Here is a 17,638-nt window from a genome sequence, read left to right as displayed (position 1 = left end):
TGCGGGCGATTTAAACGCCCTATACTGCGAACGATGGGCAAGGATCCGCGAGGCAAGGACATGGAAGAGCAACAAAGGCGAGGCAATGATGCTTAGTCTGGTGGTGCTGATGCTGGTCACCCTGGGGTCGGCGCAGGTTGCCCTCGACGAGCCCGCCACGGCCTCGGCCTACAGCACGGCCCCTGGCTTCCCCCTCGGTGAAGCCGCCATCCTCAAAGCCCTCCCCGACCACTTCGCCCTGCTGTCCAGCAGCACAGGGCGGCGCGTCTACGAAGGCGAACCCAACCAGCAAGCCATTGCCTTCACCGGCAGCCGGGAGCATCCCCACCGGGTGGATCTGTACCTCACCTGGCCGGACGACAACGACAGCCTCTTGATGCGCAACGTGCGGGTGATGATGGCCGCCACCCAACTGCTGGCCCCGGACCTGCCCGGCGGCCCCAACTGGGTGGCGCAACAGCTCAAGGCTTCAGACCAGGCCCAGGGTAAGCACAGTAGTAAGGACACCCCCACCCGAACGGTGGAGGTATGGACAGACGCAGAGACCGGCTTTGGCCGGATACGGATAACGGCACATGAGTGATATGGAACAACCCCAGCTCGACCAAGCAAACGACACCAACAAAGTCAAACCCATCAGCCGTTGGTACTTCATCGTGCCTGTTGTGGCTGCATTGTTATTGCTGGGGGCCTACCTGCTGAAATTTCACGGAGCCTTATCCCCCAAGCATGAAGACTTCGGCACCTTCGGGGATTACTTGGGTGGTGTGCTCAACCCCATCCTGTCATTCGTGGCCATAGTGCTGCTGGTCAATCAGCTGCGCATGCAGGCAGAAGAACTGCAACTGGCAAGGGAAGACGCCAAACTGACTCGCCAAGAAATGGCGGATGCCCGAGTTGAAGCCGCCAAGGCTGCTGTGGCGCAACAGGATATGGTCCTGGCCGCACACAGAGAACAGAAACTAAGCGAAATAGGACTGTTTTTAACAGACTTGCTAGCCAACTTGACTACTCTTGAGAGTCAATCCAGAACCCAAATAGAGACAGAATATGTAGAGCGGGCAGCCGACACGCTGGCTGAGATAGTAGAGTGGGTCTACGCGTATCAAAGTGAAGGCGGCAGCATCAGGTATTGTGCAAAAGTGATTGATAGCTCGATACGGAGCTATCACCAAATATGGAACACGTATTTAAAACATAGGACTGGCTTTGATTCCCTTCATTCCCGAATGGTTGAATGCAGAAGGTTGCCTGATCTAACCTCGGTTCAGTTGGCTAAAGCTACCGTTGAGGTGTATTCAAAGCGAGAAAATCTGCGAATGCGTCGAGAATATCAGTCAAAAGACGGGAAGATGACCACGCTTACGGATTTGATAGGAACACCAGTGGATGCATTGCTTGAGCTGGCGCTCAATAAAGGTCTGGAAAGAACGTCTGACTGTTTCAAATGGCTGGAAAAATCACTAATAAAGACGTCCGAAATTCACCCTTAAAACCCAATAACGACTCAGCCTAAACCCCACGGGCCTGCATGGCCCATTTTTCAGTAACGCGTTTCATCCCACCCCCTGACTCCCTGGGGCCACCATGGCCCCATGAAAAAACACCCCCTTGAAGCCGCCGTCGCGGCACTGAACAACCAGACCAACGCCGCCGTGGTTGGCATCGTCGCCTGTAGCCTCTCCCTGGAGCAGGCGGGCGCTGTGCAGCTGTTGCCGGACGGTCTGTTCAAGGCCAAGGACGGTCGCCCCTTTGATGTACCTGGTGGCCAGTGGCTGCTGGACGACACCGCCTGGCAGGCCATCCAGGCCGCCGCTGCCGAGCGCAGCAACGACTACCACTTCGACTACGAACACCAGACCCTGCGCACCAGCGACAACGGCCAGCCCGCCCCGGCCGCCGGTTGGGTCAAGCCGTCCGCCCTGCGCTACGTGCCGGGCCAGGGCCTCTTCGCCGATGGGGTGGAGTGGACCAAGAACGCGGCCCAGATGATCCGCGACAAAGAGTACCGCTACACCAGCGCCGTCTTCGCCTACGACAAGGCCAGCGGTCGCCCCCTGGCGCTGCTGCATATCGCCCTGACCAATGACCCGGCCCTCGACGGCATGAAGGCCATTGCCGCCCTCAAGGCCTCCTTTAACCCCACCACCCACCATGGAGATCCCGCCATGAACGAAGCCCTGCGCCTGCTGGCGGCGCTGGGCGTCAGTACCGAGGGCATAGACCCTGCTGACGCCGCCGCCTGCAAGACCGCCGTTGACCAAGGCACTGCTGCCATCACCGCACTCAAGGCCAAGGCCGACAAGACCGGCCCCCTGGAGACCGAAGTAGCGGCCCTGAAGGCCAAGACCGGCCCGGACATGAGCCAGTTTGTGCCCAAGGACGTGCACGCCGAAGCGCTGCAGCAACTGGCCGCCCTCAGTGCCCAGCATGGCACCGTGACCCTGGACGCCACCATGGAGGCCGCCACCAAGGCTGGCAAGGTCTTCGGCGAGAAGGACAAGGCCTACCTGTTGGCGCTCGGTAAGACCCAGGGCGTGGCTGCCCTCAAGGCGGTTGTCGACGAGCGCCCGGCCATCGCCGCCCTGACCACCACCCAAACCACGGCCAAGCCGCCCGAAGGCGAAGACACCGCCATCGCCGCCTTGACCGCCGAAGACAAAAAGTTCGCTGACGCCATTGGCTGCTCCTACGAGGAGTTTGCTAAGGCCAAGGCCGAGCAGAACAAGGAGTAAGCCAGCATGTTGATTACCGCCTCAGCTCTGCAGTCCCTTCGCACCACGGTGAGGATGGAGTTCGCCAAGGCCTTGGCCAACGTCGAACCTCAGTACCAACTGGTGGCCACTGTGGTGCCGTCCACCAGCAAGTCCAACACCTACGGCTGGATCGGCGCCATGCCCTCCTTCCGTGAGTGGGTGGGTGACCGCGTAGTGAACTCCGTCAAGGAGCATGGCTACAGCATCACCAACAAAACCTGGGAAAACACCATCGGCATCAATCGCGATGACGTTGAGGACGACAACATCGGCATGGTGCCCACCGTTGTTCAGTCGTTGGCCCAGGAAGGGGCCGAGTTCCCCGACGAACTGGTGTTCGGCTTGCTCCCCAACGGCTTTACCACCGCCTGCTACGACGGCCAGAACTTCTTCGACACCGACCACCCCGTCAATAGCAAGCACGATGGCACCGGCGCCGATAGCTCCGTGGCCAACATGGTGGACGAAACTGGCTCTGGCTACACCGGCGAGCCCTGGTACCTGCTGGACACCAGCCGGCCGCTCAAGCCGCTGATCTTCCAGGACCGCCGCAAGCTGGCCATCAACACCCTGTTCAACCCCACCGACCCGGCGGTCTGGACCAGCAATGAGTTCGAGTTCGGTGCAGACATGCGTTGTGAAGCGGGCTACGGCTTCTGGCAGATGGCCTTCGGTAACAAGCGTGACCTGACCGCCGCCAACCTCTGGGACTCCTGGAAGCGCATGCGCGCCTTCACCCGCGACGGCGGCAAGAAGCTGAAGATCCGGCCCAATCTGCTGGTGGTCCCCCCCAGCCTTGAAGAGGAAGCCACCAAGCTGCTGGAGCGCGACTTCATCGACGAAGGCGGTGTCACCGTCAAGAACGAGATGAAAGGCAAGGTCAAGCTGCTGGTCGTTGACGTGCTGTAACCGCCCTCATACGGGGCCTTTAAGGCCCCGTAAACACCCTGTTCAACCCCATGGAGACCCCATGTTATGTCCAAGACGATCGTTTACGCGCTGGTGGTTGCGAGCCTTGCCCATGATGGTTATCGCCGTGCTGGCCTGGCCTTTAAAAAGGGTGACAACACCTTTGATGGCGTTGCCCTGTCCGATGCCCAACTGGCGGCCCTCAAGGCGGACACCCGCCTGGCAGTCAAAAAAGCCGAGCCGCTCCGTGAAGCTGACCAGAAGGGCAGGACCCTGGAACCTCAGTTGGTGGGCAGCCTGAATGGCACCGTCGGCGGTGTAGTGACCCTGGATGGGGAGCACAAGACCCTGGCCGAGCTGACGCTGGCTGAGCTGCGGCCCTTGGCCGAAAGCCTCGACATCGAGGGCGCCAAGACCCTGAAGAAGGACGAACTGGTGGCCGCCATTGAGGCCACCCAGGTTGAAGTGCATGACGAAGGCCAGGACGCCTAAGCATGTACGCGGCCCTGGCTGACATGCAGGCCCGCTTCGGTGAGGACGAGCTGATCGTCCTCACCGACAGGGCCCAGGCCGGCGTCATCGACCAGGCCGTCTTGGATGGTGCCCTGGCAGACGCTACCGCCACCATAGACGGCTACTTGGCCGGCCGCTACCCGCTGCCGCTGGCCCAGGTGCCGCCTGTGCTGGTGCGCCTGTGCTGTGACCTGACCCGCTACTACCTGTACGACGAGCAGGCCACCGATCAGGTGACCAAACGCCATGACGCCGCCCTCAAGATGCTGGACCAGATGGCGAGCGGCGCTATCAGTCTCGGCCTGGACGCCGCCGACGCCCCCGAAGGCAGCAACCTGTCCGAGATCCAGTCCGCCGGCACCGTCTGGGCCCGCGCCAATAGCCAGGGGTTCTTGTGATAGCCGTGCCCGATCTGCTCATTGCCCGCCTCAAGGACCAGTTCAAGGACGTGGAGGGGCTGCTGGCCCTGTCTGGCTTCCAGGACCGCCAGGTGAGCAGGGAAAAGCTGTTCGTGGTGGAGCTGTCAGAGCGCCCCCATGGGGTAGTGGACGGCACCGGCCTTTATCGCCAGGACATGACCCTGACCCTGGGCGTGTTGCTGGTGCTGCCGGCAATCAACTGCAAGACACCGGATCTCACCACCCCCAGGAACCTGGTGCGCCAGTTGCTGTTCAGCTGGGCCCCGGATCCGAGCCTGACCCCCCTGGCCCTGGCCGGCGGGCAGCTGCAACCCAGCCGCGCCGGCACCGTTGCCTGGCTGGACCGTTTCACAACCGATTACACCGAGGACGCCAACTATGCGTAATACCAGAAAAAAGGTGCTGGTTTTCGCCACCGAAGTCACCTACGGCGTGGACGCCATCGCCGCCGCTGAGCCGAGCGTTGGCGTACTGGGCCGCAACGTCAAAATCACCCCCATGGCGGGGGAGAACTCCAAGCTGGACTATGACGACGGCACCCTGGGCAACGCCCCCGAGCTGGCCACTGAAGTGTTCGGCACCGTCGAGTTCGAGGTGGATTGGGCCGGCAGCGGCACCGCCGGCACGGCGCCGGCCTGGGCCCCTCTGATGAACGCCTGCCTGCGCAAAACCGTCGAGACCGCCGGCACCTCCAGCGTGCACAGCATCGACGACACCGCCACCGACTCCCTGACCTTCTACTTCTACCAGGACGGGGTGCTCCACGCCTTTGTCGGTGCCCGTGGCACCTTCAAGCTCAAGGCCGAGGCCAAGAGCTTTCCCAGCCTGATGTTCACCTTCACCGGCCTGTTCGTGGCGCCCTTGGCCGCCGCCGCCGCTGCCCAGGACTTCAGCGTCTGGAAGAAGCCCCACAAGGTGGGCGTCGAGTTCTCCTCCTGCGTGCTGGGCGGCCAGGCTGCCAAGGTCATCTCCCTGGAGTACGACCAGGCCAACCAGGTAGTGCATGCCGAGTACGTCGGCCACGAGGAAGTGGAGATCACCGACTTCCAGCCCACCGCCAAGCTGGTGCTCGAAGCCGATACCCTCGCCGGCTTCGACCCCTTCACCGCCGCCAAGGACGGCACCGAGCTGGCCATCCAGTTTACCCACGGCGTTGCCGGCAATCAGGTGCAGTGGGAGTCCAGCCGCGTACAGCTCGGCCGCCCAACCTATGGCGACAAGGACGGCACCCTGACCTACGAGATCCCGCTGATCCCGGTCAGCGACGTTGACACCTTCACCTGCCTGTAAGGAGCACCCATGTTCAAGTTCGTCAAAGACCGCATCATCAAAAACTGGCCCGCCGTGGCCCGCATCGCCTTGGATAACGGCGAGGTGGCCGAGTGCCCCTTCCAGGTAGACCTCAAGCTCTTGAGCGCCGAGCGCTATGCCGAACTGGCTCCTCAAGGGGATGCCGCCCTGCTCAAGGAAATGGTGACCGGCTGGTCCGGCATCCAGGGCGAAGAGGGCAAGGAACTGCCTGCCACCGCCGAGAATAAGGCCGCCCTGGCCAACGACAGGCCCTTTGTCCATGCCGTGCTGCGGGCCTACCAGGACGCCCTCAACGGCGAGGCCGCCGTAAAAAACTAACCGACGCGATAACGGCCGCCCTGGAGCGGGCGCCGTTGTCGCGCAAGGAGCAAAGCGAACTCGATAAGGAAGCCGCCGCCTTCGGGCTGGTCATCGAGAGGGAAGAACCCCCGGACATTGAGGTCTGGGAAGAGCACAGGGACGCGCTCACCTGGTGGATGGAGATCCGCGACCTGCTGCGTTGGACGCCGAGCCCCATAGGCAGCATCTGCGATGGCTTGGACGTGCAGGCCGTGGAAGCCGATGCCCGCATGCGCGGCCGCACCATCAACCCCGACGACTACGCCAGAGTGCGCCTGATCGCGGCGACTGTGGCAGACCACTTTAACGAGCGCCTGCAATGAACAAAGAGCTGAGCCTATCGCTGAAACTGAGTGCCGACGGCCGCCAACTGGTGGCCACGGTCGCCAATGCCGACCGGGTGGTCGAGGCCCTCGGCCAGACCAGCGACAAGACCAGCGGCCAGGCCGCCCACCTCGGACAGGGCCTGGACAAGGCCGCCGGTGGCGCCCGCCACGCCAGCCAGGACGTGGGCCGCCTGCAAAGCACAGCCGGCAGCGCCGGCAACGAGCTGGGCAAGCTGTCACGCATCGCCGCCACGGCCTGGGCGGCCATGGAAGGGGCCAGGGGCCTGGGTGACGTGGTGGACCAGTTGGCGGGGTTCCAGGACATCCGCACCCGCCTGGAACAGCTCTCAGGCAGCACTGCCGCCTATGCCGACAACGAGCAGTACCTGATCCGGCTCAGCCGGGACCACCACAAGGTGCTGAGCCCCCTGGCCGACAGCTACGCCAAGCTGTTGGTCCTCCAAGACGCCGGCCTGGTCAGCCTGGGGCAGGCGCGGGCCCTGACCGAGGGGCTGTCCAACGCCCAGTCCGCCCTCGGCGCCAATACCAACCAATTGGAGCAAGCCAACTATGGCTTGGCCCAGGCCCTGGCCAGCCCCATCGTCCACGCTGAAGAGTTCCAGCAGGTCATGGATCCGCTGCCTGGCCTTATCAACGCCATGGACAAGGCCGCCCAGCTCCCCGCCGGGGGCTTTCGCCAGTTGGTGTTGCAGCAGAAGGTCACCAGCAGTTACTTCCGCGATACGCTGATCAAGGCTCTGGCCACCTTCGACGGCGCCGCCGCCCGCACCGGCGACAACATCAACGCCCTCAAGCGCGACATCGAGAACGCCTACACCCAGGCGGCCGTCGCCTTCGAGACCCCTATCAACAGCGCCTGGACGCCGGTACTCAAGGCCACGGCAGAAGGCCTGCTGGCGGTGGCCGACAACGCCGACGAGGTGGCCAACGTCATGGAAACGGTGCTGGCCGTGGCCATGGCCAGGGGCGCAGCGGCTATCGTCAATGCAGGTGTTGAACTGGCTAAGAAAGCCGTTGCCAGCCGGGCCGCCTCCCTGGCTGCCGTCCAGGAGGCCGAGGCCGAGGTGGCCCTGGCCACCGCCTACCGCAACGGCACCCTGGCTGGCCTCAACCGCACCGCCGCCGAGGAACGGCTGGCGGCTGCCCGCGCCAACCTGGCAACGACGACGGCCCGCGCCAACATCGCCACCGCAGCCATGACCGGCGCCCGTGCCCTGGGTGCCCGCGCCCTGGCCCTGGTAGGTGGTTGGCCTGGCCTCATTCTGGGGGCAGTGGCGGCTTGGGCGACCTTCGATGCCAGCGCCGGTGACGCCGCCAGGTCGGTGAAGTCGGTGGACGAACGCGTCCAAGAACTGAAGACGTCCATGGGCAGCCTGGACGGTTTCGATGACCGGGCCGCAAAGAACCGTCCCCTGGAAACCAACCTCAAGTCCACCCTGGACAAGATCAACCAGGCGGATGCGCAGATCCGAGCCTTAGAGTCCCGCGCCACCCAAATCACCTCTACGCCGGTTAGACCTGGCAACGAAGGCGCCAGGCTCCAGCAGATACTGGACATCGGTGGGCAAATCAAGGCGCTGAAGGAGGCCCGTCAGCAGCTCATCACCGAGAAAGAGGCCATCAGCAAGGTGATGAATGAGTCCTTCAACCAAGGGCTCAAGGGCATCAACTGGCAGTCCCTATCTGACACCGGCCCCCAGTACAGCGCAGCCGCCGCAACCAAGGCCCAGGACCTCATCACCAAGCTGCAACGCCAGGTTCGTCTTTATGGTGATGTTTCCAACGTCGCCAAACTGCGCTACGAGCTGGAGAAAGGCGAGCTCCAGAACCTGGACCCGGCCCTGGCCAAGCAGCTGCTGACCCAGGCCAAGCTGCTGGACCAGAAGGACAAGGAGAAGAAGGCCACCGCCGCTGCCGCTACCGCCCAAAAGGAGTACCAGCGCAACCTGAGCAGCTTGCTCGGCACCCTGGACCCGTTCGGCCAGGCCCAGAAGAAACTGGCCGCGAACGAGGTGCTGCTGAAGAAATACTTCGAGCAGGCCAACGTGCCACTGGCCGAGCGCAAGCGGCTGCTGGATGCGCTGAAGGGCCAATACGATGCCGGCACCGGCTATGAGGCTCTGAAGCAGCAGCTGGACCCGACGTATGCCGAAAACCAGCAGCACCAGCAGAACCAGGGGACTCTCCAAAACGCGCTGGCAGCGACCCCGGACAGCGACCTGGCAAAGCGCCAGGAAATCAACGGCCTCATCGAAGCGGAGCAGCGCCGGCACACCAAGGCGCTCAATGAGATAAACCAGCAGTCAGCCAATGACTTTGACCTGCTTTGGGACCAGACCTTCGACCGCTTCGCCTCCGGCATTGGCCAGGCGGTAGGGCAGGGGATCATCTACAGCGAGAACCTGGGTGATGCGACCAAGAAGGTGATCAACCAGGTGGGTGCCCAGTTGATCTCGACTCTGGTCGAGATCGGCATCAAGAAGGTGGCCTCCATCATCATGGGGCAGACCGCCGAGAAGGCCGCCCAGGCGTCGTCCCTTGCCACAGGGACGGCTACCGCCACGACGTTGGCCACAGCCTGGGCGCCAGCCGCTTCGATGGTGTCCCTGGCAACCATGGGCAGCAACGCCGTTGGCGCTATGGCTGGCATTGCCTCCACCACCGCCATGGCAGAAGGCCTGTCCGTTGCCGGCGTCTTCCACGGCGGCGGCACCATACCCCGCGAGGGCACATACCTGCTGGACGGTGGCGAGACCCTCTACACCCGCAGCCAGCATGCCCGCCTGATGCAGGCCGTGGACAACTCCAGCCGTAACACCAGCATCGGCGGCACCTCCGTCAAGCAGGAAAACCATTTCAACTTCGACGCCGGCGGCTCGGTGCGCGACCAGGTGCAGCAGATGCTGCCCACCATCGTGGACGTCACCCAGAAGGCGGTGATCGACAGCTACCGCAGCCGTGGCGACCTCTACAGGGCCATCAACGGATGAGTGTTTTGACCTTTCCCCAGGGGATCTACCCCAGCAGCTGCGACTGGCGTTTGAAGACCCGTTCAGCGGTCTTTGAATCGCCGTTCAACGGCGGCGTCCAGACCCTGGAGATGCCGGGCGCCTATTGGGAGGCGGCCCTGACCTTCACCAACCTCAAGAAGGACAAGGCCGCCGAACTGGACGCCTTGATCCTGGCCCTGGACGGCATGGCCGGACGCCTCTTTCTCTGGGACCACGCCTTTGCCACACCCAGGGGCCCGGCCGGCGGCGTGGCGGTGGTGGACGGCGGCCCCCAGGCCGGCACCCAACTCGCCATCCGGGGCTGTACCCCGGACCAGCTGTTCCTTAAAAAAGGCGATTACTTCCAGACCGGCGCCCAACTGTGCCGCCTGACCGAGGATGCCACCGCCGACGGCGCCGGCAAGACGGTGCTCAACTTCCGTGCCGCCATCCGTGCCGCCGCCAGTGACGGCCAGGCCATCGTTACCACCCAGCCCAAGGCCCTGATGATGCTGGCCGACGACAACCAGGCGCCGCGCCGTAGTGGCCGCAGCCTGGTGCTGAGTTCTTTCACTCTGAAGTTCCGGGAGGACATCTACGGATGAACCAAGACTGGCTTACACCCGAGATGCAGCAAATGCTGCGCAGCAAGTACATTACCGCCATCCTCATGGTCCGCTTGGACTTCGCCTCCGGGGTTGTGGCCCTGCATTCCGGCACCGGCGACGTGGTCCATGAGGGCACCGTGTACCGGGGCGTCGGCGTCCTGGGCCGGGTCAGCCAGGTGCGCCAGGAAAACGCGGTGCGCCCCTACACACTGCGCCTCACCCTGTCGGGCATTCCCCAGGAACTGGCCCAGACGGCCCTGACCGAGAAGTACCAGGGCCGTGATGGCCAGCTGCTGCTGGGCGCCATGGACAGCTTCCACCAGGTCACTGCCACCCAGCTGCTGTTCAGGGGCCGCATGGACGTGATGCCGGTCAACCTCGGCAACCCCAGCACCATCGCCCTGGACATCAACAGCCGCTCCACCGACTGGAAGCGCCCCCGTAACGCCCGCTACACCGACGCCGACCAGCAGGCCCGCCATCCGGGCGACCGCTTCTTCGAGTTCGTCGGCCAGATGGCCGAAAAGGAGATCTTCTGGGGTGTGCCGGGCAAGGCCGTGGCCAGCGGTGGCGGCGGCAGCGCCCGAGGCCGGGGCCAGGCGGTGAACGAGCGATGACCTTGCATGACTTCATCCAGCAGCGCCGCCTGGCCCGTTTTGTGTGGGGCCAGGCCGATTGCTGCCTATTGGCCGCCGACTGGGTGCAAAGCCAGACCGGCACCGACTTCGCCGCCGCCTTCCGGGGCCGCTACCGCACCGCCCTGGGCGCCAAGCGGGTGCTGGCCAAGGCGGGCCTCAAAGACATCGAGGACGCCGTCACCCAAGCCCTGGGCAAGCCCGTGGGCCGCCTGCAACTGCACCGGGGCGATCTGGCCCTGATAGAGCAGTTCCGGGGGCCGGCTCTTGGCATCGCCAGTGGCGACCGCGTCTGGGTGCCGGGCGAGTATGAGCTGGTAACAGTGCCACTGGCCCAGGCCCTCAAGGGATGGAGGTTGCCATGCCGCCAGTCGTAGTCGGTGTCGCCGCCTATGTGGCCGCCGGCGCTGCCGGTTATGCCGCCGCCGCTGCCATCGCCATTGGCGTGGGCGCGGCTGCCCTGACCTATGCCGCCACGCCCAGCATGCCGGGCACCGGCTACGCCAATGACGCCTATGCCCAGCAGCAGATGATCCGCAGCCCGGCCGAGCCGCGCCGCTCCATCTACGGCCGTGCCCAGGTATCCGGGCCTCTGGTGTTCATCAGCGAGTCCGGCCAGGACCGCAAATACCTGCACCTGGTGATCCCCCTGGCGGGGCACCGCTGCGACGCCATCGAACGGGTTTACTTCGGGGATGAGGTGGCCATGGACGGCCTGGTGGTGGCCGACAAGTACGCCGGCAAGGCACGGGTCAAGGTCTACCTCGGCAATCAGGTGGCCGCCGACCCTGACCTGGTGGCCGAGTGCGCCGAGTGGACATCCGCGCACGTCGGCTATGGCGTCACCTACCTCTACGTGCGCCTGGAGCATGACACCGAGCTATTCCCCAACGGCGTGCCCAACATCAAGGCCCTGGTACGAGGCAAGCGCATCTATGACCCGCGCCTGGACGACACCGCCGGCGGTCTAGGCCCGCACCGCTGGGACGACGAGACCACCTGGCAGTGGAGCCAGAACTGGGGCCTGTGCCTGCTGGACTTCACCCGCTATGAGTCCGGGGTAGGGGCCCTGGCCGACGAGATAGACTTGGCCAGCTTCGCCACGGCCGCCAACGACTCGGACCAGCAGGTGCCCACCGAGGGCGGCAACACCGAGCCGCGCTACAGCTGCAACGGCACCTGGCCGGCGGACCAGAGCCCATCCTCCGTCTTGGAGCAGATGCTGACGGCCGGCGCCGGCACACACGTCTACGTCTACGGCCAATACCGCCTCTATGCCGGCGTCTACCAAGGGCCGCCGGCCATCACCCTGACCGAGGACGACGCCGCCGGGCAGATAGAGGTGCGACCCACCACCCCCAGGGCAGATCTGTGCAACGCCGTGCGCGGCACCTTTGTGGATCCGGCCCAGGGCTACCAGGCCACCGACTTTCCGCCTCTGGAGTCCGCCGAGTTCCAGGCCGAGGACAACGGCGAGTACATCGATCACGACCTCGACCTGCCCTTCACCCAGAGCGTCTGGGCGGCCCAGCGCATCGCCAAGCTCTACCTGCTGGAGAAGCGCTCCGGCATGCAAGTGAGCATGCCGGTGAAGATGATCGGCCTCTCGGTCAGTGTCGGCCGTGTCGTTACCCTGGACCTGCCCCGCATCAATTTGAACGGCAATTTCCGGGTGGTGGACTGGCAGTTCGAGTACGGCAAGCCGGTCTCCGTGGTGCTGCAATACCACACGGCAGAACTCTACGACCAAGCCGAAACAGGCGGCACCGCCCTGGCCCCGGCCAGCCCGGTCAACTACCCGGACCCCAGCAAGGTGCCGACCCCCAGCAACCTGGCCTTTGCGGACTACGGCCCGGACGCCAGCCTGCAAGGCATGCTGAGCTGGGACGCGCCGGGCGGCTCCAATGCCTACCGCTTCCGGGTGGAGGTCAGCTCAGGCCCGCTGCTGGCCTACCAGGCCAACCCTACCGGCACCAGCCTGCCGCTGCCGCGCCTGGATGCCGGCAACTACCTGGTGCGCGTCTGGGCCCTCAACCTCTTCGGCAACAAGTCCAACCTGCCGGCCGAGCTGGCCCTGGCCGTGGACACGGCGCCGCCGGTCACCGCCATCGACGTCACCGCGTCCTTGTTCGAGCTGGCCATCTACCCGCGCACCAGCGTCGCCACCGCCACCAGCACCCAGTTCGAGGTGCTGGGCGGTGACACCAACGACCGCCAGGCTGCCGAGAACCTGGGCACGGGCAAGAACCTGGTCTGGACCAAACGCCGGGCCGGGGCCACCTACTACCTCTGGGCCAGGACCGTCAACGATTACGGCCTGTCGGCCTGGTTCGGCCCTGTGCAGGTGGCCACCAGCACAGACTCCGCCGCCCTGGTCGAAGCCCTCCAGGGCCAGCTGGGCAGCGATGCCCTGGACGCCAACACCAAAGCCACCCTGGACCGCATCAAGCAGGCCGCGACCGCCGAGGAAGTGGGCCGGCTGCGCAACGCCGTGGATGACGCCCGTGAGCAGCTGTTGCTGGCCCACGGCGGCATCGCCGCCCAGGAGCAGTTGTCCGTGGAGCTAATGGCCAAGTCGGCCAAAGCCGAGTCCAGCCTGGTGGAGATGAAACAGGTTGCGGACGACCAGGCCCAGGCCGTGCTGGAGCTGCAAACCAAACAGGACTCCACCGAAACCCGGGTGACCGAGCTGGTGAGAACGGACCTCACCAGCGCTGAGCGGGCCGCCTTGCTCCAGGTACAGCAGGACGACGCCCTGGCAGAGGTGCTGCTGGCGGAAGCGGCCAGCGCCGACACCGTGCGCCGTATGGCGAGCCTGCGGGTACGTGTGGGAAAGGCCGAATCCAGCCTGACCCAGGTCCAGGAAGTCACCGCCGAACAAGCCCAGGATCTGCTCAACCTCCAGAGCCAGCAGGGCGACAACGCCACGGCCATCACCCAGCTCAACCAGACCCAGGCCAACCAGGCCCAGAGCCTGACCCAGATCACCGCTACGGTGAACGGCCAGCAGGTCAACATCGACAGCCTGCTGGGCGTCTTCGAAGACGTGGACGGCAACCTTGTGGCGCGGGGCGGTTGGGTCAGCGACAGCGACGGCCTGCTGAACGGCGTGCTGGGCTACAACAACGGCCAAATCAGCCAGCTCGACATCCTGGCCAACGTCTTCCGCCTGGTAGTCAAGCGCAGCAACGGCACCATCTTCGAGGGCCTCAAGGTCAACCTGACAGACCCGGCCAACCCAGTGATGGAGTTCGCCGGCAAGATAACGGCCGGCTCCAGCATCGAGTCCCCTGTGGTTACCGGCGGCACCCTCAGCGGCACGTTGCTCAAGGGCGGCCGCCTGGAGCTGGTGGGCTCCGCCTATATGGAAGTGCTCTCCGGCACGCCTTTCGGCCCGGACAACCTGCTGCACTGGTACGGCCCCCGCAGCGGCAACGTGGACGCGGGCGGCAACCCGGTGCTGACCAGCCTCACCAAGGCCAAGGCCGTCAGCTGCCGCGACAACGCCGGCTCTGAGAAAATTGGTGGGACTCTGGACGTCAACCAAATCACAGGCAACGTCACCAATATCCAGCGCGTCAACGCCCCCAGCGGTGGCTACTGGTACAAGGAAACCATCACCAACTCCAACGCCGTGCCGTACCGCAAGGTGCTGACGTTGACCCTGCCTGCCGTGGGCCATAACCGCTACGTCAGCCTGATGAACCTGATGTTGGGCATCAACAACAGCAACACCGTGCTGGGCACCAGCTTCGGCGGCTGGGTACAGGCCCGCCTGGCCGACGGCACCGTCTTGCAGACTTGGGGTATCGCCTTGGACGGCTCCTCAGGTGGCGGTGACTACCAGCAGGCAGGCAGCCTGGTCACCCTCGGCACCGGAACTATGGTGCGGCAGTTGCGCGACCTCTACCTGCCAAAGAACCAGAGCCAGATCCAATTCTGGATCACCATCGACACCCCGGCCGGCAGCGGCGTCACCAGTTACGACATCGTCGCCAGCTGTGGGGCACCCGGCTTCACATCTGCTCGCGTCTACGGCCAATACGTGGACGTGACCTCCATCCTGGCCGGCTCAGAGTCCGGCGTCACCCTGGCCTGACCGCCTTAAACGAGGACCATCCATGTCAATCTGGACCAAAGCCGCCCAAGCCTCCGTCGCCGCCGCCGGCACTATCGTCACCGTCAATTCCGGCGAGAGCCTGGCCGCCGTCATGCCCGGCGATGCCGCCATCATCAACAACCAGCCCGCCGTGGAGGTGCTCGCCACCCAGCAAGAAGCGGGCACCGGCAAGTGGCAACTGGTGCTGGCCGACCCCTGGCCAGGCGCCGCCGTCACCAACCAGGCCCTGCGCGTCCAGCCCAACGGCTCCCGTTTCAGCGCCGCTATCGACGCCCTCAAGGCCGTCAACACCTACGCCGCCAACACCCATGCGGCTATGAATGACTGGCTTACCAGCACCGCCCCCACCATCGACATCGAGCTGGCAGACGGTACTACCACCACCATCCCCACGCTGCACTACTACACCAGCAGCTGGGGGACGGCTGCGCAGCGGGATGTGGGCACTGCTGCCGGCAACCTCATGGAGGTGGGGTCCTTTGGGCTGGGTGAAAATGGTGCCACCGGTGGATTTAAGAACTACTTGTTACCGACGTTCAGCATGGGTGCGGGTGGCGTAAACGATGAGTATCTTGTCCTCATGCCATACCAAACCGTCGAGGCCAATTTCGTGCTGGGTCAGCTGCTCTTTTGCAGGGGTGGGGTTGGGGCGTACAACACGCTGGACTGCATCACGATAACCGCACAGTCGGCCTATGGGGTCAGCCTGTTGCAGGCCTTCAGGCAATTTAGCACCGCTGCCAGATGGCAGGGCGTGTCATTGATAACCGTCAGTGGGACGCAATATGTGGCACTGAAAGCGGCTTCAATTGGTGGCGGCCAGACATCTTTCTGCGTATTCAGGGGGATAGCTGCTGGGGACGGAAACCTCTTCACCGTGGTTAGGGCCTCTGACGCCAACGTGCAGGTCATAAACGACTCCTATCAAAGCATCAGTTACGGCCGCACTACCGAAAACACCACAGTGGACGGTAACGGCTTTGTTAAGGCGGCGTCCCCCATCATTCGGCTTTATGCCGACCGCATTGAGAGCAACGACGAGGCCAAGGCCATGGGGCCGGCACTGAAGGTCAACGGCCCTGGCAACTACAGCATCATCGGCACCTTGGGGTTTGCCAAGGAGAGCTGGTATATCGGGACACCGACAGACGCGAACGGCAACAGGAAGGTGGTTGTGGCCTACCAGGAAGAGGCCCAGCCGGACGGCACTGTCACCATCCACATCCAGACCTTCGAGCCCGACTACAGCACCGGCCCCGCCACCGCCGGCGCCCCCGCCGACATCCCCGCCGGCCGCTGGATAGACATCCGCCTCCAGGCACCAGAGCCTGCACTAATTGAAGAGCAGCCTGCCAACTAGGCAAGCGTGGTCGCGTTGCTTGCCAGTGATTGCTACAGTCATCTGGATTCAATCACATGGAGATAGGTGGATATGGGCGTTTCACTAGAACAACAAATCTATAGCCTTGGGATCGGCATTGGCCGGGCAGGAAGGTTGAGGAAGTTATTCGCAGAGAGCTTGGAAGAATCGGCAACCTACTTCCAACGCGAACTCCCTGCGATGGATTTTTCCTTTGGAACTGATGGAGATGATCGTTGGGTGATGCGTCTCTGGGGAAGGGAGGTTGTCTGGCATTCCGTCATGCGAGGAATGCCTGATGAATCGGGGGAGACCAGAGGTTCTGTGTGGTTCGAGTTCATCGCCACAGTTTCGCAACCCTGGGAGCCTGATGTTGCTAATAAGAAGCAGTTGGCAACGGTGAGACTCCAGGCGGATGGCATTGCCAAACTGGTAGCCCGTGGAGCAGAAGGCGAATACACCTTTGAAGCATCACGCGATACAAGGGAATTCGCTGCAAGGCTTGGCCTCGCCTTACTCAAAAGCGATTTGTAACCTCGCGAATACTGACGAAGGGGGCTAGCCCCCTTCTGATTGACCCATGAATACCGATTTCTTCTCCCCCAACGGCTCTGCGGTATCCATGCTGGTGGTGCCGACCATCAGCACCTACCCGCAAAACGCCTACTGCCTTTCCCACGGCGTCAGGTTCACCCCTGAGGATCTCGGCTGCTACCTGATCGGCTGGTTGGAAGCCGGCCGTCCCGTTCTGCTCACCCCCATGGGCACGGGAGCGTCCCGAATTGAGGGAGACGAGGTCCTGTTCATCAGGGATGCCGTATGGCTCACAGCAAGTCTCGATGAGGCCAGGAGTCGGGCAAAGGAGCTTGGGCTAGGGGGTAGGGCCAGGTGCTGGCGTTTGTCCCTCCAGAACCGTCTCCTGCACGTTGAGATGGTCACCAAAGCCCAAGAGCCCGGCACCGAGTAAGCGCCGTTCAAAAGCCGTTCTCAAATTCTGATGACCGATGTGGATAGATGGTGGTGGCATTTTTTGACCACCAGGCCTTCAAGGCGCGTCCGCAAGGTCTGATAAACCCGCGCCGCTGTGTTGAGAAAGAGTTACAAACCTCGCGGCACCATTATTCAAAGTGCGCGGCGGGCTACATCTGGGGCTGAAGGTATCAGCTGGTGAACTTTTTTCGGTTTGGCGACAGCCGGGGAGGCCCGAGATCCGGCCAGTGCTTGTGGCATAAGGGCTGGCTTCAGTTATCCACTTTTTCTGTGGATAAGTCTGTGGGGAAAGGCGCAAGGCCCATGTTTGACGCGGCCTCCCTTGGTTTTTGCGAAAAAAA

Annotated in this window: 18 protein-coding genes; all 18 read left to right on the top strand. The window is 63.6% G+C overall.

Annotation, left to right across the window (positions count from 1 at the left end):
* Positions 1–85 precede the first annotated feature (85 nt).
* The 18 genes from PVT67_RS11690 to PVT67_RS11605 all read left to right on the top strand — a co-directional run bounded on the left by PVT67_RS11690 (position 86) and on the right by PVT67_RS11605 (position 17,274).
* A complete protein-coding gene (locus tag PVT67_RS11690; protein ID WP_301493796.1) occupies positions 86–583 on the top strand; it encodes a hypothetical protein in 498 nt (165 codons plus the stop codon).
* On the top strand, positions 576–1,493 hold the full coding sequence (locus PVT67_RS11685; protein WP_301493795.1) for a hypothetical protein: 918 nt from the start codon (positions 576–578) through the stop codon (positions 1,491–1,493). Before PVT67_RS11690 ends, PVT67_RS11685 begins: the two co-directional genes overlap by 8 nt.
* Before the next feature lie 102 nt (positions 1,494–1,595).
* Complete coding sequence (locus PVT67_RS11680) at positions 1,596–2,735, top strand: phage protease (protein ID WP_301493794.1); 1,140 nt, start codon at positions 1,596–1,598, stop codon at positions 2,733–2,735.
* Positions 2,736–2,741: 6 nt separating this feature from the next.
* A complete protein-coding gene (locus PVT67_RS11675) occupies positions 2,742–3,665 on the top strand; it encodes a Mu-like prophage major head subunit gpT family protein (RefSeq protein ID WP_301493793.1) in 924 nt (307 codons plus the stop codon).
* A gap of 66 nt (positions 3,666–3,731) precedes the next feature.
* Complete coding sequence (locus PVT67_RS11670) at positions 3,732–4,157, top strand: HI1506-related protein (RefSeq protein WP_301493792.1); 426 nt, start codon at positions 3,732–3,734, stop codon at positions 4,155–4,157.
* 2 nt (positions 4,158–4,159) lie between these two features.
* Positions 4,160–4,576 carry a gp436 family protein gene (locus PVT67_RS11665; protein WP_301493791.1) on the top strand — a complete coding sequence of 139 codons (417 nt, stop codon included), beginning with the start codon at positions 4,160–4,162 and terminating at the stop codon, positions 4,574–4,576.
* Entirely contained in the window at positions 4,573–4,983 is a 411-nt protein-coding gene (locus PVT67_RS11660) for a phage tail terminator protein (protein ID WP_301493790.1), read from the top strand. The genes PVT67_RS11665 and PVT67_RS11660 overlap by 4 nt, the downstream gene beginning before the upstream one ends.
* A complete protein-coding gene (locus tag PVT67_RS11655) occupies positions 4,976–5,887 on the top strand; it encodes a phage tail tube protein (protein WP_301493789.1) in 912 nt (303 codons plus the stop codon). Before PVT67_RS11660 ends, PVT67_RS11655 begins: the two co-directional genes overlap by 8 nt.
* 9 nt (positions 5,888–5,896) lie before the next feature.
* Entirely contained in the window at positions 5,897–6,226 is a 330-nt protein-coding gene (locus PVT67_RS11650) for a hypothetical protein (protein WP_301493788.1), read from the top strand.
* Positions 6,227–6,261: 35 nt separating this feature from the next.
* The gene (locus tag PVT67_RS11645; protein WP_301493787.1) at positions 6,262–6,570 is read left to right on the top strand and encodes a DUF1799 domain-containing protein; all 309 of its coding nucleotides are present in this window, start codon (positions 6,262–6,264) and stop codon (positions 6,568–6,570) included.
* A complete protein-coding gene (locus PVT67_RS11640) occupies positions 6,567–9,584 on the top strand; it encodes a tape measure protein (RefSeq protein ID WP_301493786.1) in 3,018 nt (1,005 codons plus the stop codon). The genes PVT67_RS11645 and PVT67_RS11640 overlap by 4 nt, the downstream gene beginning before the upstream one ends.
* Positions 9,581–10,189, top strand: a complete 609-nt coding sequence (locus PVT67_RS11635) for a hypothetical protein (protein ID WP_301493785.1) — start codon at positions 9,581–9,583, stop codon at positions 10,187–10,189. Before PVT67_RS11640 ends, PVT67_RS11635 begins: the two co-directional genes overlap by 4 nt.
* Positions 10,186–10,809 carry a hypothetical protein gene (locus PVT67_RS11630; RefSeq protein ID WP_301493784.1) on the top strand — a complete coding sequence of 208 codons (624 nt, stop codon included), beginning with the start codon at positions 10,186–10,188 and terminating at the stop codon, positions 10,807–10,809. The genes PVT67_RS11635 and PVT67_RS11630 overlap by 4 nt, the downstream gene beginning before the upstream one ends.
* Entirely contained in the window at positions 10,806–11,204 is a 399-nt protein-coding gene (locus PVT67_RS11625; protein WP_301493783.1) for a DUF6950 family protein, read from the top strand. Before PVT67_RS11630 ends, PVT67_RS11625 begins: the two co-directional genes overlap by 4 nt.
* On the top strand, positions 11,189–14,926 hold the full coding sequence (locus PVT67_RS11620; RefSeq protein WP_301493782.1) for a phage tail tip protein J-related protein: 3,738 nt from the start codon (positions 11,189–11,191) through the stop codon (positions 14,924–14,926). The genes PVT67_RS11625 and PVT67_RS11620 overlap by 16 nt, the downstream gene beginning before the upstream one ends.
* Before the next feature lie 22 nt (positions 14,927–14,948).
* Positions 14,949–16,307 carry a phage tail fiber protein gene (locus tag PVT67_RS11615; RefSeq protein WP_301493781.1) on the top strand — a complete coding sequence of 453 codons (1,359 nt, stop codon included), beginning with the start codon at positions 14,949–14,951 and terminating at the stop codon, positions 16,305–16,307.
* A gap of 66 nt (positions 16,308–16,373) precedes the next feature.
* Positions 16,374–16,841, top strand: coding sequence for a hypothetical protein (locus PVT67_RS11610; RefSeq protein ID WP_301493780.1), 468 nt, complete (start codon positions 16,374–16,376; stop codon positions 16,839–16,841).
* A 46-nt stretch (positions 16,842–16,887) separates the two neighbouring features.
* A complete protein-coding gene (locus tag PVT67_RS11605) occupies positions 16,888–17,274 on the top strand; it encodes a hypothetical protein (RefSeq protein WP_301493779.1) in 387 nt (128 codons plus the stop codon).
* The last annotated feature ends 364 nt before the right edge of the window (positions 17,275–17,638 follow it).

Source organism: Gallaecimonas kandeliae, assembly GCF_030450055.1.
Lineage (GTDB): Bacteria > Pseudomonadota > Gammaproteobacteria > Enterobacterales > Gallaecimonadaceae > Gallaecimonas > Gallaecimonas kandeliae.
Note: the sequence above shows the minus strand (reverse complement) of the source record. Positions and strands in the feature narration are given on the sequence as shown.